General features: G+C 34.3%; 14 protein-coding genes, 2 tRNA genes and 1 pseudogene. 9 read left to right on the top strand and 8 right to left on the bottom strand.

All coding sequences use genetic code 11. The annotated features are described in order from the left end of the window. The 3 genes from AB8B65_RS11085 to AB8B65_RS11075 all read left to right on the top strand — a co-directional run. The coding region (locus AB8B65_RS11085) for a 6-bladed beta-propeller (protein WP_405301061.1) at positions 1–808 on the top strand (808 nt) is incomplete at its 5' end. Beyond that, on the top strand, positions 805–1,599 hold the full coding sequence (locus AB8B65_RS11080; RefSeq protein ID WP_405301059.1) for a hypothetical protein: 795 nt from the start codon (positions 805–807) through the stop codon (positions 1,597–1,599). The genes AB8B65_RS11085 and AB8B65_RS11080, both read left to right, overlap by 4 nt. After that, positions 1,599–3,725, top strand: coding sequence for an FN3 associated domain-containing protein (locus tag AB8B65_RS11075; protein WP_405301058.1), 2,127 nt, complete (start codon positions 1,599–1,601; stop codon positions 3,723–3,725). Before AB8B65_RS11080 ends, AB8B65_RS11075 begins: the two co-directional genes overlap by 1 nt. Positions 3,726–3,790: 65 nt before the next feature. On the opposite strand, the gene AB8B65_RS11070 is transcribed toward AB8B65_RS11075, so the two are convergent. From AB8B65_RS11070 to mutS, 3 genes are all read right to left on the bottom strand, one after another. After that, positions 3,791–3,874 (bottom strand) — tRNA-Leu (locus AB8B65_RS11070). A gap of 15 nt (positions 3,875–3,889) precedes the next feature. Continuing rightward, a tRNA-Gly gene (locus AB8B65_RS11065) sits at positions 3,890–3,962 on the bottom strand. A gap of 123 nt (positions 3,963–4,085) precedes the next feature. Beyond that, positions 4,086–6,659: a DNA mismatch repair protein MutS gene (gene mutS, locus AB8B65_RS11060; RefSeq protein WP_405301062.1), complete on the bottom strand. Its 2,574-nt coding sequence runs from the start codon at positions 6,657–6,659 to the stop codon at positions 4,086–4,088. A 119-nt stretch (positions 6,660–6,778) separates the two neighbouring features. Here mutS and AB8B65_RS11055 point away from each other — a divergent pair, with 119 nt between their 5' ends. Further along, positions 6,779–7,309, top strand: coding sequence for an RNA methyltransferase (locus AB8B65_RS11055; protein ID WP_405301057.1), 531 nt, complete (start codon positions 6,779–6,781; stop codon positions 7,307–7,309). 568 nt (positions 7,310–7,877) lie between these two features. On the opposite strand, the gene folK is transcribed toward AB8B65_RS11055, so the two are convergent. Beyond that, on the bottom strand, positions 7,878–8,999 hold the full coding sequence (gene folK / locus AB8B65_RS11050) for a 2-amino-4-hydroxy-6-hydroxymethyldihydropteridine diphosphokinase (protein ID WP_405301056.1): 1,122 nt from the start codon (positions 8,997–8,999) through the stop codon (positions 7,878–7,880). Between the two features lie 229 nt (positions 9,000–9,228). Here folK and sppA point away from each other — a divergent pair, with 229 nt between their 5' ends. Continuing rightward, on the top strand, positions 9,229–10,995 hold the full coding sequence (sppA, locus tag AB8B65_RS11045) for a signal peptide peptidase SppA (protein WP_405301055.1): 1,767 nt from the start codon (positions 9,229–9,231) through the stop codon (positions 10,993–10,995). A 79-nt stretch (positions 10,996–11,074) separates the two neighbouring features. Here sppA and AB8B65_RS11040 read toward each other — a convergent pair whose 3' ends face one another. Then, entirely contained in the window at positions 11,075–11,236 is a 162-nt protein-coding gene (locus AB8B65_RS11040) for a hypothetical protein (RefSeq protein WP_405301054.1), read from the bottom strand. Between the two features lie 182 nt (positions 11,237–11,418). On the opposite strand from AB8B65_RS11040, the gene AB8B65_RS11035 reads away from it, so the two are divergent. Beyond that, entirely contained in the window at positions 11,419–12,147 is a 729-nt protein-coding gene (locus AB8B65_RS11035) for a queuosine precursor transporter (protein ID WP_405301053.1), read from the top strand. Between the two features lie 144 nt (positions 12,148–12,291). Then, a complete protein-coding gene (locus AB8B65_RS11030) occupies positions 12,292–14,943 on the top strand; it encodes an AsmA-like C-terminal region-containing protein (protein ID WP_405301052.1) in 2,652 nt (883 codons plus the stop codon). 349 nt (positions 14,944–15,292) lie between these two features. Here the strand turns inward: AB8B65_RS11030 and AB8B65_RS11025 are convergent, their stop codons facing one another. Further along, entirely contained in the window at positions 15,293–16,087 is a 795-nt protein-coding gene (locus tag AB8B65_RS11025) for a DUF2797 domain-containing protein (RefSeq protein ID WP_405301051.1), read from the bottom strand. A 133-nt stretch (positions 16,088–16,220) separates the two neighbouring features. Here AB8B65_RS11025 and AB8B65_RS11020 point away from each other — a divergent pair, with 133 nt between their 5' ends. Together AB8B65_RS11020 and AB8B65_RS11015 are read left to right on the top strand one after the other, a co-directional pair. Further along, on the top strand, positions 16,221–17,741 hold the full coding sequence (locus tag AB8B65_RS11020; protein ID WP_405301050.1) for a GH3 auxin-responsive promoter family protein: 1,521 nt from the start codon (positions 16,221–16,223) through the stop codon (positions 17,739–17,741). A gap of 185 nt (positions 17,742–17,926) precedes the next feature. After that, positions 17,927–19,543 (top strand): OmpA family protein, encoded by a 1,617-nt coding sequence (locus AB8B65_RS11015; protein ID WP_405301049.1) that lies wholly within the window; start codon positions 17,927–17,929, stop codon positions 19,541–19,543. Between the two features lie 73 nt (positions 19,544–19,616). Here AB8B65_RS11015 and AB8B65_RS11010 read toward each other — a convergent pair whose 3' ends face one another. Beyond that, entirely contained in the window at positions 19,617–20,072 is a 456-nt protein-coding gene (locus AB8B65_RS11010; RefSeq protein WP_405301048.1) for a hypothetical protein, read from the bottom strand. A gap of 127 nt (positions 20,073–20,199) precedes the next feature. After that, positions 20,200–20,464: pseudogene (locus tag AB8B65_RS11005) on the bottom strand (hypothetical protein); the annotation flags it as partial.

Genomic DNA, 20,464 nt, shown 5'->3' with positions numbered 1-20,464 from the left:
TCACACGAAAAACAATGTGATTATTTATGATAAATCTGGAAAGCTGTTAGAAACTTGGGGAACAAATTATCCTGGCGCGCACGGTTTGACATTAGTAAAAGAAAACGGAACCGATTTTTTATTAATTACGGATTATGAACGGCATCAAATCATAAAAACCACCATGGATGGAAAAGTCGTTTTTTCGATTGATTATCCATTGGAAACTGGAAAATATAATTCAAAAGGAGATTTTAAACCAACAGAAACTGCCGTAACAGAAAATGGCGATATATATGTGGCAGATGGTTACGGGAATCAACATATTTTACATTACAATCACAAAGGTGAATTGCAAAATATCTTTGGCGGACGCGGAACAGAGAATGGACAATTTTTAAACGCACACGGAATTTGTTATGACAATCGCGATGCGGAAAATCCATCATTATTAATTTCTGCGCGAGAATTAAATGTCTTAAAACGATTCGATTTAAAAGGCAATTTCTTAGAAGCATTCAATGTGCCTGGCGCGTTAATATGTCGTCCTGTAATTCACAAAAAAGATATTTATTTTGCCGTATTACGTTCAAAAAGTGCTGTAAATTCAGATTCTGGATTTGTGCTTATTATGAACGAAAAAAACGAAGTCGTTTCCTGTCCTGGCGCTACTTCTCCATCCTATGAAAAAAACAAACTAAACGAATTATACCAAACAGTCCGATTGTTTCAACATCCACATGATGTCTGTATTGATAACGACGAAAATATGTATGTTGCACAATGGAATTCAGGAAAAACCTATCCTATAAAATTAACACGCGTATGAGAAATTATATCGGAATCTTAATTGCGTGTCTTGTACTTTTTAGTTGTGCTGAAAAGAAAAAAGAAACCACAAAATTTCTACAAAAAGGCGAAATAAAACTTGCCAAACCGCGAATTGTAGTTTCTAGTAGAATTATTGATTCTTTTGTCAGTTTAAAACCAGAAATACAGATGGAAAATTTAGCTGTGTATTATGAAATTGATGGAAAAAAAGCAATGGAAACTTCTTCAAAAGTGATCACAACTATTTTTGCTGAAAAAGCTGGTGTTTACAACTTTAGAGCGTTTCATCCCGATTGGAAACCAAGTGATGTAACTTCAATAAAACTGTATAAAAAAGGATTCACTCCAAACAAAATTACATGGCAAACCCAAGCAAGTGAAAAATACAAAGGACAAGGTGAAACTACGTTGATTAACCATAAAAAAGCATCTGTAAAATTTAGAGATTTGGAATGGATTGGTTTTGATTCCATCGCAAAAGCTAGTGTTTCATTTCCACAAAAAACATACATTAATAGTTTAACGATTGGGTATTTAGTCGATCCGAAATCATGGATTTTTCCGCCAAAATCAGTTACATTGTATGTTAACGATAAAGATTCTATTCATGTAGATATTCCAGCGTTAGCTAAAAAAGAAATTGTAACATTAGACGACATCAAAATTCCGATTAACAAAGAACTCAACACACTAACAATACGCGTAAATAACGTACAAAAATTACCCGATTGGCATGCTGGAAAAGGGTTGAAAGCTTGGTTATTTATGGACGAATGGATTTTTAATTAATGAAAGAAAAAAAATACATACAATACCTATTTTTTGGTGCGATCGCAATTTTCGGATTGCTCACTTTTTATGCAATCACCGCAACAGAAACACCGAGAATCGTGCTGTTTTTTGGACGATTTCATCCATTATTGCTCCACTTACCAATTGGCGCATTAATCGTTGCTTTTTTCATAGATATTTTAGGGAGAATTCAAAAAAACTATCCTGTCGCTACGGTTAGAAACATCTTAGGTTTTACATCCTTTTTTGCCATACTAACGTGTTTTTTAGGTTATTTTTTATCGCTCGAAGGCGGCTATGAATCTGCAACATTGAACCTGCATTTATACACAGGAATCTTCACCGCAGTATTGACCATTTTTCTGTTTTGGTACAGTTTGAAACCACTTTTTAACACGAAAAACACTTTCTTACTCTTGTTCGTAGTTTCACTTGTGAGTATTAGCGTTGCGGGACATTACGGAAGTGTATTGACGCATGGCGATAATTTCCTAACCGAATACATTACACCAACACCAGAAGAACGCACAATCGAAATTGTAGACAGTTTGCGTATGTATGACGATGTTGTCACCAAGATATTTGATAAAAAATGTGTACAGTGTCACAACATGACAAAACAAAAAGGCGCATTGTCCTTAATTTCTCCCGAAGCTATGTTAAAAGGTGGCGAAACGGGCGAAATTTTACTCGCAGGAAATGCAGAAGCAAGTCTGTTATACAAGCAATTAGTATTACCGATTTCGCACGAAGACCACATGCCACCAGAAGGAAAAGCACAATTGACAAAAGACGAAATTTGGCTATTAAAACACTGGATTGATCAAGGATTAGATTTTGAAAATTATGTTATCAACACCAAAGAAAATGACACACTTTCTACACTTTTAAAAGACTATTTAATCTTTACTAAAATAGAAATTCCGAGAGCTGCTGCAAGTGCTATTGAAACCGTTCAAAACGCAAACTTTAGAATTTTAGAATTGGTTCCTGGCAAAGCGGAATTGAATGTAAAATATCTCAACAAAACACCAAGCATAGAAGAAATTGAACAGCTTTCTTTATTGACTGAACAAATCATAGAACTCGATTTTCATAATTCACAGATTACCGATGAAATGACCAAAGTAATTCGAGAATTAGAGAATTTAAAAACGCTTCGCATCAACAGTAAAAAAATCACTGACAAAGCATTGCAACACTTGAAAGACTTGGAACATTTAGAAGTGTTAAACATATACAATACTAATATTTCCAATGAAGGTTTGACAAGTTTATTACAAAGCATTCAGCCAAAGAAAATTTATGCGTGGCAAACACAAGTCGATCAAAAAACAGCAACTGCTTTGGAAGCCGAATTCAATATAAAAATTCAGCATAGTATTGTAGACGGTTTTGTAAAAGAAAGTCAGTTAGAAGCACCCGAAATTACGCCAGATGGAACACTGTTTACAGATACCATTCACCTCAACATCAAAAGCAGGTTAAAAGGTGTAGATGTACGTTATACGTTAAACGGAGAAACGCCCGATTCTACTTCGCAGGTTGTTACAAATCCAATTATTTTAGAAACCTCCAAAACACTTAAAATTGCCACATTTAAAAAAGGCTGGTTACCAAGTGATATTCTGACAAAAGAATATGCAAAAGTTACACAGCAAATCAAAAATTTCACGGTTCAAAAAAAGCCAAGTCCGGATTATGCTGCGACTAAAAAATTATTCGATCTCAAAGAAGGAAGTCTGTCGTTTAAAGATGGAGAATGGACAGGTTGTTTTGGATACGATTTAAACACTATCATAGATTTAGGCGAAATTAAAAGCATTAATAACATATCGTTCAACACACTTGAAGATGTTGGAAGCTGGATTTTATATCCAACAAAGTTTAGCGTATACGCTTCTAATACTAAAAATGGAAACTTCAAAAAAGTAGACGAAATTGCAATTTCTAGAAAAGGCGAAGGTGGCGAACCAGAAATGAAAAAAGTTACTTTAGCCGTTCCAAATACAGAAGCACGTTATTTCAAAATCGTGATTAAGAATCATACAAAACTTCCAAAATGGCATCCTGCTGCTGGAAATAAAGCATGGATTTTTGTGGATGAGGTTTATGTTTGGTAGGTGTAACAAAAAAATAAACGCATAAAAAAACCCTTCAAAATCAAAAAGATTAAGAAGGGCTTTAGTACTCGAGGCGGGACTTGAACCCGCACGGCCCAAGGGCCATTGGATTTTAAGTCCAACGTGTCTACCAATTCCACCACTCGAGCGTGGATATTATATTGAGCGAAAAACGGGGCTCGAACCCGCGACCTCAACCTTGGCAAGGTTACGCTCTACCAGCTGAGCTATTTTCGCATTGTGTTAAAGATCGTAGCAATACTACTACTGTATTGCGGATGCAAATTTAGCACATTTCTTTAAATACCAAAACGTTTTAAAGAAAAAGAATGATTTTTTTTATAATCTTCTCACAATCAACTACTTTTTTTGGCGCACCAACATGCGTTTTATTTCATTTAGCTTCATCAACGCTTCTACAGGTGTGAGCGTGTCAATGTCTGTCATCAAAATTTCTTGCTTTATTTCTTCTAATAACGGATCGTCCATGTTGAAAAAACTCAATTGCATGTCGTTCTCCACTTGTTTTAAATCGTCCGCGAGCTCTTCACTTGAATGCGATTTTTCTAAGCGTTTTAGTATCTTATTTGCTTTGTGAATGACTTGCTGCGGCATTCCTGCCATTTTTGCCACGTGAATTCCGAAACTATGTTCGCTTCCGCCTTTGACCAATTTACGCAAGAATAAAACATTATCTTTCAATTCTTTTACAGATACATTGTAATTCTTGATGCGATCAAAAATTTCCGTCATTTCATTCAATTCATGGTAATGTGTTGCAAATAATGTTTTTGCACGCGACGGATGTTCGTGTAAATATTCTGAAATCGCCCACGCAATCGAAATTCCGTCATACGTACTTGTTCCACGACCAATTTCATCCAACAACACCAAACTACGTTCCGAAATATTATTCAAAATAGAAGCCGTTTCGTTCATTTCCACCATAAAAGTCGATTCACCCATCGAAATATTATCGCTCGCTCCTACTCTGGTAAAAATCTTATCTACCAAACCGATTCTAGCTGAATCTGCAGGCACAAAACTTCCCATTTGCGCTAAGAGTACAATTAATGCTGTTTGACGTAATATGGCCGATTTACCACTCATATTTGGCCCCGTAATCATGATGATTTGTTGCGCATCACGATCGAGATACACATCATTGGCAATATAACTTTCGCCAATTGGCAATTGTTTTTCAATTACAGGATGACGTCCGTTTTTAATTTCTAAATCAAATGAGTCGTCAATTTGTGGATAAATATAATTATTGGCTTTTGCCAGCGTTGCAAATCCGCACAAGCAATCTAACTTAGCAATGATATGCGCATTTTGTTGCACGGCTTTTATGTATTGATTGATCCAAACGACCAAATCGGCAAACAATTCCTGTTCTATTTGCGCAATTTTTTCTTCAGCGCCCAGAATTTTTGTTTCGTATTCTTTCAGTTCTTCCGTAATATAACGTTCGGCATTCACCAACGTTTGCTTTCGTGTCCACGCTTCTGGCACTTTTGCTTTGTGCGTATTTCGAACTTCTATATAATAGCCAAACACGTTATTAGAGGCAATTTTCAACGATGGAATTCCTGTTGCTTCACATTCGCGATCGAGCATTTTATCCAAATAGTCTTTTCCCGAAAATGCAATCCCGCGCAATTCGTCTAATTGATCCGAATAGCCACTTGCAATCGCATTTCCTTTCAAAATATTGACTGGCGCTTCTTCGTTTAAGGTTTCTTTAATTTTAGATCGAAGCAACTCGCATTCGTGAATCGTATCGCCAATTACTTTCAAAGCTTCGTTTGCACTTTTACTTGTAATTTGTTTGATAGGAATGATGGCTTCAAGCGAATTTTTTAGTTGAATGACTTCTCTTGGCGAGATTTTACCTGTAGCCACTTTAGAAATTAAACGTTCAATATCACTAATTTGCTTAATATGATGCTGAATTTTTTCCAATTCCTCTTCTTGCTGCAGCAGAAAATTGACAACTTCATGTCGCTGTTTTATCAGCAAACTATTTTTTAATGGCAATGCCAACCAACGTTTTAATAAACGTCCGCCCATTGGCGAAATCGTCTTGTCAATTACATCCAACAAAGTAATTGCGTTGAATGAGGTTGAAGCATACAATTCTAAATTTCGTACGGTAAAACGGTCCATCCACACATACGCATCTTCTGCAATACGCGCAATGGATGTGATGTGTTGTAATTTGTTATGTCGTGTTTCCGATAAGTAATGTAAAACCGCTCCTGAAGCGATAATTCCTTCTTTTAAGTCTTCTATACCAAAACCTTTCAGCGAACTTGTATCAAAATGTGTAATGAGTTTTTCTTCGGCGAAATCGGATTTAAAAACCCAATCTTCCAAATAAAATACATGATGATTTGTTCCGAATGTATCTGCAAATTCGAGTTTTTTCTGCTTCGGGATTAGAATTTCGCTCGGTTTAAAGTTCTGCAATACCTTATCTATATATTCTGCGGAACCTTGTGTGGTCATAAATTCTCCCGTAGAAACATCTAAAAAAGAAACTCCCAACAGTTTTTTACCATAATGAATGGCACACAAAAAGTTATTCGTTTTGGCTTGCAATACTTCATCATTAAATGCAACTCCTGGCGTCACTAATTCCGTCACGCCACGTTTTACAATGGTTTTCGTCTGTTTCGGATCTTCTAATTGATCGCAAATTGCCACACGTTCACCTGCTTTTACTAGCTTTGGCAAATAGGTATTTAAGGAATGATGTGGAAATCCTGCGAGTTCTACATTGTCGCCACCATTATTACGATGTGTGAGTACAATTCCTAAGATGCTTGCTGCTTTTACGGCGTCTTCTCCAAAAGTTTCGTAAAAATCTCCGACTCTAAATAATAACAAAGCATCTGGATACTTGGTTTTTATACCATTGTATTGCTTCATTAAAGGAGTTACTTTTTTCGCGCTTTTTTTTGCCAAAGTTTACTGTTTTTAATGTTATTTTGCAGAAAATATTGCATTCCGCAATTTAAATAAAATCAAGGAAAACTCACGAATTACCTATGAGAAAACTTAAAAATAGTGAACTAAACCGATTAAGTGTGGATGAATTTAAATCATCTGAAAAAACGAGTATTATTGTCATTCTTGATAATATTCGTAGTTTAAACAATATTGGTTCGGTTTTTAGAACGAGTGATGCTTTTTTGATTGAAAAGATTTATTTGTGTGGAATTACAGCAAAACCACCACATAAAGATATTCACCGAACCGCTTTGGGCGCTACAGAATCAGTCACTTGGGAACATCGTGAAGATACGCTAACACTTGTAAAAGAATTGCAAGAAAACAATGTAAAAGTGGCTTCTATTGAGCAAGCCGAAAACGCAACCATGCTGAATGATTTTAAACCTTCAACAGGAAATACCTATGCGTTGGTTTTTGGAAATGAGGTTAAAGGTGTACAACAAGAAGTGGTTTCTGCAAGTGATTATGTCCTAGAAATTCCGCAATTTGGCACCAAACACTCCTTAAATATTTCTGTGAGTGCTGGTGTGGTTGTTTGGGATGTGTTTGAAAAGCTTCGCTTTTAGATTCGCTGGCGCTGTTAGACCGCTTCGCTTTTAGACTTGTTCCCACGTAGGCGGGAATCTCTTAGATCGGCTTCGCCTTTTAGATTTTCTTACTCTTGTGTTAGCTTGTTGATATTTTAGTATTTTGCTAGACGAACTTTTGTATTTCAAACTCCTACGAATCGTCTTTGCGAACGAAGTGAAGTAATCTGTTGCTGAAAAGTTAGGTTGTTGTATGATTTTTTCACCACGAATTTTTTAGCTTGTTAGACTAAAACTTAAACATATTTTATTTCTCGGGTTATTAGACCTTACAATCGTCTCTTCGAGTAGTTTTCGTAATGAAATGGAGAAAATTGCATTTCGACTTCGCTCAATAGAACTATTGAGAAGCGCTACTATTTTCAAAGTACTTCTCGATACAAAATTTTATACTAAAATTTCACTCGATGAGACGTTTGGAGTAATTTAAGAAGATAAGCGAAATTCTTCAAAATACTAAAGGTAAAGCAGTATCTAAAAGCGATAGCGATCTAAAAAGTGAAACGTTTTTAACAATTTAGCAAAGCAGACTGAGCGAATTCGAAGTCTACATTTCCTGAATTTCCGACACAATTTTCTGATAATCGTTCGCGTTTGCAACGAAATCTAAATCAGAGACATCAATGATTTTTACGTTTAAGTCTTTGTGCGTTCGGATAAATTCTAAATATCCGTTGTTAATTTTATCCAAATAATCAGAAGGAATTTTTTGTTCATAATCGCGTCCACGTTTTTTAATGTTTCGCAGCAAACGTTCGGTATTTTGGTAGAGATATACGTACAAATCTGGTTTCGGAATTTCTTTGTACATGATATCAAATAATTTTCTGTACAACTTATATTCTTCCGCTTGCAAAGTCACTTTTGCGAAGATGAGCGATTTTACCACATCATAATCAGACACAATGAAATCTTTAAATAAATCTAATTGTGCTAAATCGTCTGAAATTTGCTGATAGCGATCTGCTAAAAACGACATTTCTAACGGAAATGCATAACGACTGTTGTCTTCGTAAAATTTTGGCAAAAATGGATTGTCCGCAAAGCGTTCTAAAATCAGTTTTCCATTGAAATCTTGTGCAATTTTAGTGGCTAACGAAGTTTTTCCCGCGCCAATGTTCCCTTCTATGGCAATGTAATTAAATCGAGAGAAATCTTTTTTATCATTCGGATTCACTAAAATTTCTTCGCTTTTTTCAATTCCTTGTGTTGGAATTTCTTCATTTAGTTGAGAAACCGTTTTTTTATACGTTGGATGAATTTTACTCGGCGCAATATCACACAATGGTTGCATGACAAATTTTCGCTCGTGCGCCATTGGATGCGGCAACACTAACAAATCGGTTTGTAAAATGGTATTTTCATAAAAGATAATATCAATATCAATAATTCGATCTTGATAGCCTTTTTTCTGACTTCGGATGCGTCCAAGCGTAACTTCTATTTCCAAAATTTCCGCCATCATTTCGGCAGGAGACAATTCGGTTTTTATACACAAACACGCATTGTAAAAATCGCTTCCATCATAACCCCAAGATGGTGTTTTGTATATTGGAGAAACTTTAACAACACGTCCAATTTTCGCAGAAAGCTTCTGAACTGCGTTTTGTAAATGTGCGCGTTTGTCGCCAACATTACTTCCAATAGAGATGTATGTAGTGTGTAACAAGTTTGGATGCAATTAAATACGTTTGTAGGGCTAAAAAATAGCTCCGCCAAAGATAGTCAAAATATGCAGATTGAATTGCGAAAAAAGAGAAAGTGCATTTTTATTTTCAGAAAAAAAGTATTCGTTATTATTTTCAGAAAAAACGTAACGTTTACACATAAAAGTACACTTACTTTCTTATTAGACAATTAATAGATAGTTTTGCAAAGCTTTTTAAAATACAAATCCTATGAAATTTTTTAGACGAGTCCTTTCAACAATAGTGGGAATGATTATTTTTGTTGCCCTTTGTTTTTTAATCTTATTTTTCGTGCTTTTCCTAAATTCTGGTTCAGGTGAAGAGTTAGTAACCGTAAAGAAAAATACGATTTTAGAATTGGATTTGAGTCAACCAATTGATGATTATGGTGGACGATTCGACTATAGTAATGTTCCGTTTTACCCAAATATACCAGAGTATGATGGCTTATTCAATATTATTGATGCAATTCATCATGCTTCTGACGATAAAAAAATTAAAGGTATTTCTATTAAGAATAATTCCATTAGTGCAGGAATGGCGCAAACAAAAGCGCTACGTGATGCGCTGATTTCCTTTAAAGAATCAGGGAAATTTATTGTCTCTTATGGCGATTTCTATTCGCAAAAAGATTATTACCTAAATTCTGTAGCAGATACAATTTACTTAAATCCTGTTGGCGGATTGGATTTTAAAGGTTTGGCAATGGAGCGAATGTATTACAAAGATTTTCAAGAGAAATACGGTGTAAAAATGGAAGTGATTCGTCACGGAAAATACAAAAGTGCTGTTGAAGGTTATATCAGTCAAGAAATGAGTGACGCCAATCGAGAACAAATTACCGTGTTTTTACAATCGATTTGGGATGAGATGCGCAAAGAAATCAGCGCAAGCAGAAAAATTTCAAGCGATCAATTAAATATTCTGGCGGATGAATTGTCCGGACGAACTGCAAAACGCGCTTTGGACGCGAAATTAATTGATAAAATAGGATATGAAGACGAATATGAAGCAGGAATTCAGCATGCATTAGGCAAAAACACACTTGTAAATAGAATTGATATTTACGAATATGCCAGACATGCTGGACAACGAAAAGCAACCGATTTTAGCGATAATAAGATTGCCGTTATTTATGCGCAAGGTCAAATTATGTATGCAGATGGTGACGAAACTATCGTTGGACAAGGCGCAATGAATGAAGCTTTGAAAGAAGCCAGAGAAAATGACGAAGTAAAAGCTGTTGTATTGCGTGTAAATTCGCCTGGAGGAAGCGCATTGGCTAGTGAATTGATTTGGAGAGAAATAGAATTGACTAAGAAAGTAAAACCTGTAATTGTCTCTATGGGAGATTTGGCAGCTTCTGGTGGCTATTATATTGCGTGCAATGCAGATGAAATTTTTGCAGAACCAAATACTATCACAGGAAGTATTGGTGTTTTTGGGACGATTCCGAATATGCACAAATTGGCAGCAGATCTCGGAATTAATGCAGAACAAGTTGGTACAAATAAAAACTCAGTAGATTATAGTGTGTTTGAACCATTAAGCGATGAACAACGCGCGTTGATTAAAGAAGGCATTGAAGATATTTACGATTTGTTTACACAACGTGTTGCAGATGGACGCGGAATGACACAAGCAGCCGTAGATTCAATAGCACAAGGACGTGTTTGGACAGGAAATGATGCTGTAAAAATTGGATTGGTCGATAAAATTGGCGGATTGGATATGGCACTACACGCAGCAGCAACCGCAGCCGATATTTCTGAATATGAGATTATAGAATTGCCTATATATGAAAAAGATTTACAAAGCATCATAAATCAATATACTGGTGGATACGTTCAAACCAAAGAAGATATATTACGAGAAGAATTGGGCGATAAAAACTATTTGTTATTGCAAAAAATGAAGAAGCTTACGCAAATGGAAGGACCGCAATTGTTATTACCGTACGAGATAGAAATTAAGTAAGCTTACTTTTTATATAAAACAAAAAAGAGCCTTTCCACAAAATGGAAAGGCTCTTTTATATTAGCTGTTTTACAAGGTATTATAAACACCAACACCAAGATCCACCACCTAAAATAATAGAAATTGGATGATCACAGTTTCTATGTTGAGATCCTCCTACTACTTTAGTTTTAGTTGAATTATCAATAGCTGAAATAGACTTCTTGTTAAGCTTCAAGTTTTTTAAATTCTTTTTTTTCATAATAAATAAGATTTTGTGATTAATATTGAGGCTAAACTACACCCTCAAACACTGACATCAAAGAGCTTATATTCAACTATTTATAAATAACGACTCGTAATTTATATATTACGACTGCAAGTTAAACACTCACTTTGTAGTTGTTTTAAACTCTGTACTAGAAAGTTTAGTATCTTTGTTTTATGACTGTAGCAGACAAAAAATTCGCTGCCAAAATTTACTTATATCTGGCAGCATTATTTATAACTTCGTTAGTAGTTTCTAACTTAATTTTCTTGAAATTTATCTATTGGTATCCGTTTGATATGGAAATTTTTGGCGAAAAACTTTTCAAACTTTCTGTGGGATTATTACCTTATCCAATCACATTTTTAATTACAGATGCCATTTCTGAGATTTATGGAAAAAAGAAAGCCAACCAAGTGGTTATTGCAGGAATTTTCGCTTCATTTTTCTCACTTGGAATCATTTACATCGCAAAATATGCGCCAGCTTTGCCCGATTCCCGCGTAAGCGACGAAACCTTTAATCAAGTTTTTGGAAATGCACCTTTAGCTGTTCTAGCATCTATGCTTTCCTATCTTTTTGCGCAGTTTATCGATATCAAATTATATCATTATTGGAAAAATTTGACCAAAGGAAAACATTTATGGCTCCGAAATAACTTTTCTACATTCGCTTCACAATTTATAGATACTTTCTCTGTAATTACACTCTTATGTGTATTTAAACAATTGCCTTGGGATATTTATTTTGGACTTATTGTGAGTGGATTTATTTTTAAAGTATTAATCGCTTTTATTGATACACCATTTTTATATTTGATCGTTTATTATTTTAGAAAGCGTTTTGGCTTGAAAATTGGAGAAGAGATTGACCTAGATGATTATGCGACTTCTTCGGAAGAATAGACTTACTTTTCGAGTAACGAGTCCGAACTTGAACACAATCGCTATAATCTTTGACTCATATCGTTTTATTGAGGAAAATTATCAACTTCTTAACATTGATTTTGACAAACTTCACTTTATTAAACGTAAAAATAAGCCGAACAGATGAAAGTAAAAAAAATATTAAAAAGAACTGGAATTACACTCTTAATTCTCATCATTGCCTTAATAGCAACTCCGTATATTTTTAAAGATAAAATTATTGCGATGGTGAAAGAAAGCATCAACGAAAATATAAACGCACATGTTGATTTTACGGATGCTGATATTAGTTTTTTCCGCAATTTCCCTAAAGCGTCGATTGTTTTACACGATGTCGAAGTCATTAACAATGCGCCTTTTGAAAATGACACACTTTTTTATGGAAAAGAAGTTGCCGTAACTACGGGTATTGGCGAACTTTTTAAAGGAAAGAATGAAGCCATTCAAATTTATAGTTTTACTATTGATGACGGAAAGATAAATATTAAAGTTGATGAAGAAGGAAATGCAAATTATGATATTGCCAAACCGAGTGAAACTCCAGAAATAACAGATGCTACCAAAGAAACTTCCGATTTTAAATTCAAAATAGATAATTATCATATTTTAAATACGGACATTAAATACCACGATGCAAAAGGAAAGACCTATTTAACTGTAGAAAATTTACAACATGAAGGTTTTGGCGATTTTTCATTGGAAACTTCTGAATTGGAAACGACTACAAATGCGCTTATTTCGTTTGCACTAGATGATATGCACTATATCAACAAACAACAAATTGCTTTAGACGCATTGATTGGCATGGATTTAGTCAACGGGAAATATACTTTTTTAGAAAATGAAGCTCTAATCAATCAGTTGCCGTTGAAGTTTGATGGTTTTGTGCAAATTAATCCAAATTCGCAAGAAATTGATTTGAAATTGCAAACGCCATCTTCGGATTTTAAAAACTTTTTAGCCGTAATTCCTGAAGCATACACTAAAAACATTTCGGATGTAAAAACAACAGGTAATTTTGAAGTTTCAGGAGAAATTAAAGGCATTGTTGACGAAACGCACATTCCAAAGATTGACATTAAAATCGTTTCAAACAATGCGTCTTTTAAATATCCTGAGCTACCGAAGAGTGTTCAAAACATAAATATTGATGCACAACTAAAAAATACCACAGGAAAAACAGCAGATACACATCTTAAAATTAACAATCTCGCTTTTAAAATTGACCAAGATACATTCCGCGGAAACGGAACACTTTCGCAGCTTACAACTAATCCGAAAGTGAATGTAACAATTAAAGGAAAGTTGAATTTAGGTAATATTTCAAAAGCGTATCCGATTGAACTAAACAAAGAATTGAGCGGGATTTTAGATGCAAATTTGACAACGATTTTTGATATGAATGCGATCGAAAACGAAAAATACGAACGCATTAAAAATACTGGGAATTTAAAGGTGACTGACTTTTTGTTTTCTTCAAAAGATGTTGTAAATCCGTTAGCAATTTCTGAAGCTGCGATTGATTTTGTCCCAGGTAAAATTTCACTTAAAAAATTCGATGCAAAAAGTGGGAAAAGTGATTTTAATGCCACAGGAACGATTGAAAATTTACTCGGTTTTTTGTTTAATGAAGATAAACTCAAAGGAAACTTCAATGTAAACTCAAATGCATTCCACGTAAGTGATTTTATGGTGGCAAGCTCAGCAGGAAGCGAGAATCAAAACACAGAAGTAACACAAGGAGAAGCGTTAAAAATTCCTGCGTTTTTAGATTGTAATATCAATGTGAATTCAAAAAAGGTATTTTACGATAACATTCAACTAAATAATGTAAAAGGAAGTTTAGCTTTGGTTGATGGAGAAGCAATTTTAGACCATGTAACTTCCGATGTTTTTGATGGAAAAATTACCATGAGCGGTTTGGTTTCTACCAAAAAAGAAACGCCGACATTTGCAATGGATTTAGGCATGGATTCGTTCGATTTATCAAAATCATTCAACGGACTAGAACTGCTTCAAACCATTGCACCAATCGCGAAAGCTTTAGACGGAAAGTTAAACACAAATATTTCATTAAAAGGTGATTTAAGCCAAAGTTATACACCAAATTTCACTACGATTTCTGGAAACGCTTTCGCGGAATTACTCACTACGACGTTAAAATCTAACAACATTGATTTTTTCAACACAATTAATGAAAAACTCACTTTTATTGATCTGAATAAAATAGATATTGAAGACATCAAAGCAAAGTTATCTTTTGATGATGGAAAAGTAAGTGTGAAACCGTTTTCGTTCAATTATAAAGATATTGAAATTACGGTGGATGGAAGTCACGGATTTGATCAGTCTTTAAATTATAATGCTACATTTCAGATTCCTGCAAAATACTTAGGTTCAGAAGTTACGAGTTTACTTTCGCAGTTAAAGTCGGAAGAAGCCAAAAACATTTCTATTCCAGTTTCTGGAAAGATTACCGGAAACTTTACACGTCCAAATTTCACAACCGATTTAGCAAGTGCCACTAAAGATTTAGCAACGAAATTGGTGAAAATTAAAGCGCAAGAAGCCTTAGGAAACATTAAAACTGGAAATGATAAAATTGATGGCCTTTTAGACGGAATTTTAGGAAATGATAAGAAAAAAGATTCCACGGTTACTACACCAAATTCTACGATTAAAGACGTAAAAAGTGTTGTGAAAGGATTAGGAGGACTTTTTAACAAGCGCAAAAAGAAGAAAGAAACTGAGAAGAAAAAGGATTCGGTGAATTAGGAATTTTAAAGAAGTAATGAGACGTTAGTAGTGAGAATTGAGGCTTTTTATGAAATTTTAAATGCTAAATGCTGAATTTTGAATTAAATACATTTCCGATAACAATTCGTAATTTTTAAAAGTATTGAGAAGTTTCAAAGTAGATCTCGATACAATTTTTCTCCGTTTTACTTCGAAAAATCACTCGATCTGACGTTTTATGAAATTTTAAATGCTAAATGTTGAATTTCAAATCAAATACATTTCCGATAACAATTCGTAAAATCATTTTAGAAGAGAAAACAAAATCATTCATGAATTCGTAACAAAAAACAGATTCCTGCCTTCGCAGGAATGACAAATAAGATCCTTATGAAATTCCCAAACTCACAACCAAACCTTCATTTCCACGCACATTAAAAACCGTATTGTCTTCAAAAATTAAGTATTGTCCTTTGATACCTTTTAAAACGCCTTCAAAATTTGGCGTTTTGCTGAGGTTTAAGCTTTTTACTTTTTCAGGATAGGAAAGTACAGGGAAATCTAATTCTACCACTTCTCTATTTGGCAAATAATATTGTTTTGCTTCTTCTGGAATAAATTGTTGGAGTTCTTCTTTTTTAGCTACTAAATCAGCATCTTCATTAAGGTTTTGAAGCATTTTTCGCCAATTCGTTTTATCTGCCACGAACGATTTTAGTGCAACTTCCGTAATTCCTGCTAAATATCTGTTTGGAACTTCTACAATTTCTACTGCTTTCACGGCTCCTTGATCTATCCAACGTGTTGGCACTTGCCCTTTTCGTGTAACACCAACTTTTACTTCGCTAGAAAGTGCCAAATATACAATATGTGGCTTCAGCTGTACTTTTTTCTCATACTCCAAATCGCGATCTTCAATACCTAAATGTGCGGTGCTCAATTCAGGTCGCATAATCCAGTCGCCAGCCGTTGGAATTTCAAAAAAACAGCTTTTACAGAATCCCTGACGGTAAATTTGCTTGTCTAAATGACAATTTAAGCATTCAAATTTCTCAAAATTTAAAGTCAGTGTTTTATTCAGTAATTGGTTCATATTCAGGAAATCATCCTCAAAATTTAGGTAATATTGAATTGGATTTCCAAACTCTGTTTGCATTTTTGTTAAAACACCTTTGTACATCATTAAAGATTTTTGCTATTTTTATTCACTTAAAGTATGCTTTCATCGCAAGAAAAGCATTGACGAAAGTAAAAAACTTTTCGCGAGTAGCCATATTTTAGCACCTAAAATAACAACCGAATAACCTAAATACACCATGCCGATACCATTAGTAAATTCTATCGCTTCTTGGTTTTTGAAAAAACGCATCTCACAAATAGAGCATTTTTTGAAAAACCCAAACGAAGTACAGCTAGAATTGCTGATAAACTTACTGACCACGGCAAAAAAGACTGAACTCGGCAAACTATACGATTTTGCAACAATAACGAATTACAAAACCTTTTCCGAACGCATTCCTATTAAGACCTATGAAGATTTTCAACCATTAATTGAACGTGCTCGTAAAGGTGAATCGAATATTTTTTGGCCAAAACCGATAAAATGGTTTGCCAAATCGAGCGGAACAACCAATGCAAAAAGTAAATTTATTCCTGTAAGTGACGAGTCGTTAGAATACTGTCATTACGCAGCCAGTAAAGATTTGCTGTGTATGTATTTGAACAACAATCCAGGCGCACAATTGTTTAATGGAAAAAGTTTACGCTTGGGCGGAAGTAAAGAATTGTACGAACAAAATGGAACGTATTACGGCGATTTGTCTGCTATTTTAATTGACAATTTACCGCTTTGGGCGGAATTTAGTAGTACACCAAGTAGTAAAGTATCGCTTATGGGCGATTGGGAAGTTAAGATTGATGCCATTATTAAAGAAACCTTACGTGAAAATGTAACCAGTTTGGCTGGTGTGCCTTCGTGGATGTTGGTATTAATGAATGAAGTATTAGGACAGACACACAAAGCAAATCTTTTTGAAGTTTGGCCAAATTTAGAAGCGTATTTTCATGGCGGTGTAAGTTTTGCGCCGTACGAAGAACAATATCGCAATTTGTTGCCAAACGATAATTTTAAGTATTATGAAATTTATAATGCTTCTGAAGGTTTCTTTGCCATTCAAGATAGAAATGACTCTGACGAATTGTTATTAATGCTTGATTATGGAATTTTCTATGAGTTCATTCCTATGGAAACCTTCCATACACCTGATCAGAAAGTAATTCCATTATCAGACGTTGTAGTCGATCAAAATTATGCAGTTATTATTACCACCAACGGCGGTTTGTGGCGTTATATGATTGGTGACACTATTCGTTTTACCTCAACAGATCCGTATCGTGTAAAAGTTACAGGACGCACCAAACATCATATCAATGTTTTTGGGGAAGAATTGATTATTGAAAACGCCGAAGATGCTTTGAGAAGAGTTTGTGCCGCTACAAAATCAAAAATTGTAGAATATACGGCTGGACCAATTTTTATGCATGATGGTGAAAAAGGTGCACATGAGTGGATTATTGAATTTAAAAAAGCCCCTGAAAATATTGGTGAATTTGCTTTTCTTTTGGATGAAGCACTTCAAAATATAAATTCAGATTACGAAGCAAAGCGTTTTAATAATATGACATTAAATAGTCTTAAATTGAATGTTGCTCGCACTGGATTATTTTACGATTGGTTAAAGAAAAAAGACAAACTTGGTGGACAACATAAAATTCCTAGATTGTCAAATCAGCGTTTATATCTGGACGAATTACTCCAAATGAACACGCAATCCTAATCTTTCATTATCAAACAACTAGCCCTTTCACAGGTAGAAATACTTGGTTTTTTCCCTGTAGTTTCAGTGTTTTATACTCCTTATCGGATATTCATGTCATTTATCTAAAAAAATGCAAATAACCTACTCTCCGTTATATCTTTACTACATCAGATTATTAACAATAGTACAATACTTTATTTAAAATGAGAAAGTTTACACCAACGGCGCTAAGTCTTTTAGCGTTGTTCACAGTAACTTTCGCAACTGCACAAGGGCCAACGGCAGTAGCGATTGAGACTAGTGATATCTACAGCAATGTAGCGACCAAAACCTCAGAAAACCGAGCGATCAAAGCTTTAGATCCAAACGGTTTTATGTACCACTTCGAAAATCTTAATATCAATACTCAGTACTCAGAACATGCAACTGCATTTTTTAGAGATAAAGTAATTGTTTCTTCAGCAAAAAGAATTGGAGCTTTCAGTAAGAAAATTGATGGTTTTTACAATTTATATTGTGGTGATTTAAACCAGAAAGGTGACATTAAAAACTTAGTAAATTTTTCAAGGGCAATCAATACAAGACAAAGTCATGAAGGTTCGGTAGCACTTTCTAACGGACAAGATGTAGCTTTCTTCACGAGAAGTGTTGAAGAGAATGGAGCACATCTTTTAAAGATTTTTAGAGCCGAATTGGTAAACTACGAATGGACAAACTTTGAAATGTTGCCATTTAACCAAGAAGGTTATTCAATTGAAAATCCTGTTTTATCTCCAGATAACAAAACAATTTATTTTTCTGCAAATATTGAAGGAACGAAAGGTGGATTCGATTTATTTTCTGTAACAATTAACGAAGACGGAACATATTCTGCTCCTAAAAACTTAGGAAGCGAAATTAATACACACAAGGACGAAAAGTTTCCATACATCATGGGAGACAATAGCGCTTTATACTTTTCTTCAAACGGACATTATAATTTAGGTGGACTTGATATTTTTGAAAGTAAAATTATTGATGGAAAATTTAATTTCCCTGTAAACATGGGAAGTTCTTTAAATAGTACTGAAGATGATTTCGGATTCTTAATGGATCAGTCAAATTCTGGTTTTTTCACTTCTAACAGAGATGGCGGAAAAGGTGGAAACGATATCTACTATTTTAAAAGAGAAAAGACAACACAAGTTTTACAAGGAACAATTGTAGATCATAAAACAAACATGATTTTACCAAATGCTACCGTAACTGTAGTTGATGCGTATGGTCGTGTTGTAGACAAAATTACATCAGATGATAAAGGAGTTTTTACAACAACTGTAATTCCTTATAACTCATATACATTACACGCTTCTAAAGATGGTTTCATTGAAACTGAAGAAGAATTTGAATCTTTTAGAGGTGATGATTTTAAGCACAAGATGACAATTAAGTTGCCACAAGCAAAAGCTGAAATCGTAGTAGTAGAAGAAAAAATAGTGATCAAAATTGAAAATATTTATTTTGATTACAACAAATGGGTTCTTAAAGATGAGTCTACATTATCTTTAAACAAGATTGTAGAAGTATTGAATGAGAAGCCAAATATGAAAATTGAAATCAACGCGCACACTGACAACAGAGGAAAAGCAAACTACAACAACAAGTTGTCTAATAAAAGAGCTACTGCTGCAAGAGCTTACTTATTAGAAAAAGGAGTAGCTGCGAGCCGTGTGATTTCGAATGGATTTGGAGAATCGCAACCTTTAGTAGATTGCGGATCAAAATGTTCAGAAGCACAACACGAGACGAACCGTAGAATCGAGTTCATTATCGTGGAGTAATTGTAAATAATACTGATATTACCTTAAAAGGAACGTTGCCCAACGTTCCTTTTTTATTTTTGTGAAGTTTTGGTTAGCTTTTAAAATACTGAATTATTGATAGCACTAACACTATCAAACCTATAACTGAAATTATAATTTGGATAGAAATCCAATATTTATATAGTCTTGATTTATGTATCCAACCAAATCTCTCTTTTATCTTTTGTCTTGCAAGACTTCTATCAATATCTGTTTCAGGAAAGTCTTGATGAATTTTTTCTTTATAGAGTCTACTACAAAGTAAATGCCACGAAAATCTTTCATAATGCTTAATAGAAAACATACTCCCAAATACGCCTAAAGCAAGTAATAATAATGATAAAATTATTTTTTCGAGACTAGCTTCAACTGTACTAATTACAGCGATCAATATCGTTGAGACACTCAAGAGTATATTTGTCATTGTTGCTCTTTGCGTTTCGTGATTCAACATTGAGTTCTCATGCTTCTTATAAAACTCAAGTAATATTTCGTGCTTTGCTTCCATATTGAAATACTTTAATTTTTGATAATAAATATTTTTCTTATTTAGTAAGATAATAATACTTAAGTAATTTATAAAACTAAAAAAAGCCCTTTTCAGGGCTTTTTTTAGTTCATATATTCAATGCAAATTATTTCTTTACAACTACCTTTTGTGCTGTAGCAGTTTCTTTTTTTGGCAACATTTTTTTGTAACGACCGTTTCCGACATACGTGTATATTAATTCAGAAAGATAAAATCGTTTGTTGCGCCACGAATCTCCCAAACGAACCACAATGATATTCTCAGTCGGATTTACATACATATATTGCCCAAGGATTCCTATTGCGCTATAATCATCTCCTTGAAAATACGATACATATTTTCCGTTTTTTAATTGTTTCGTTTTTATGAAT

The organism is Kordia sp. (assembly GCF_045105435.1).
GTDB lineage: Bacteria > Bacteroidota > Bacteroidia > Flavobacteriales > Flavobacteriaceae > Kordia.
This window is presented reverse-complemented; position numbering and strand designations above follow the sequence as displayed.

What these genes read in the sequence shown, in the direction of transcription:
- AB8B65_RS11035 (WP_405301053.1), top strand. Translation starts at nt 11,419, where the DNA reads ATGACTGTAGCAGACAAAAAATTCGCTGCCAAAATTTACTTATATCTG.
- AB8B65_RS11030 (WP_405301052.1), top strand. Translation starts at nt 12,292, where the DNA reads ATGAAAGTAAAAAAAATATTAAAAAGAACTGGAATTACACTCTTAATT.
- AB8B65_RS11025 (WP_405301051.1), bottom strand. Translation starts at nt 16,087, where the DNA reads ATGATGTACAAAGGTGTTTTAACAAAAATGCAAACAGAGTTTGGAAAT.
- AB8B65_RS11015 (WP_405301049.1), top strand. Translation starts at nt 17,927, where the DNA reads ATGAGAAAGTTTACACCAACGGCGCTAAGTCTTTTAGCGTTGTTCACA.
- AB8B65_RS11075 (WP_405301058.1), top strand. Translation starts at nt 1,599, where the DNA reads ATGAAAGAAAAAAAATACATACAATACCTATTTTTTGGTGCGATCGCA.
- AB8B65_RS11010 (WP_405301048.1), bottom strand. Translation starts at nt 20,072, where the DNA reads ATGGAAGCAAAGCACGAAATATTACTTGAGTTTTATAAGAAGCATGAG.
- AB8B65_RS11055 (WP_405301057.1), top strand. Translation starts at nt 6,779, where the DNA reads ATGAGAAAACTTAAAAATAGTGAACTAAACCGATTAAGTGTGGATGAA.
- AB8B65_RS11040 (WP_405301054.1), bottom strand. Translation starts at nt 11,236, where the DNA reads ATGAAAAAAAAGAATTTAAAAAACTTGAAGCTTAACAAGAAGTCTATT.
- AB8B65_RS11080 (WP_405301059.1), top strand. Translation starts at nt 805, where the DNA reads ATGAGAAATTATATCGGAATCTTAATTGCGTGTCTTGTACTTTTTAGT.
- sppA (WP_405301055.1), top strand. Translation starts at nt 9,229, where the DNA reads ATGAAATTTTTTAGACGAGTCCTTTCAACAATAGTGGGAATGATTATT.
- mutS (WP_405301062.1), bottom strand. Translation starts at nt 6,659, where the DNA reads ATGAAGCAATACAATGGTATAAAAACCAAGTATCCAGATGCTTTGTTA.
- AB8B65_RS11020 (WP_405301050.1), top strand. Translation starts at nt 16,221, where the DNA reads ATGCCGATACCATTAGTAAATTCTATCGCTTCTTGGTTTTTGAAAAAA.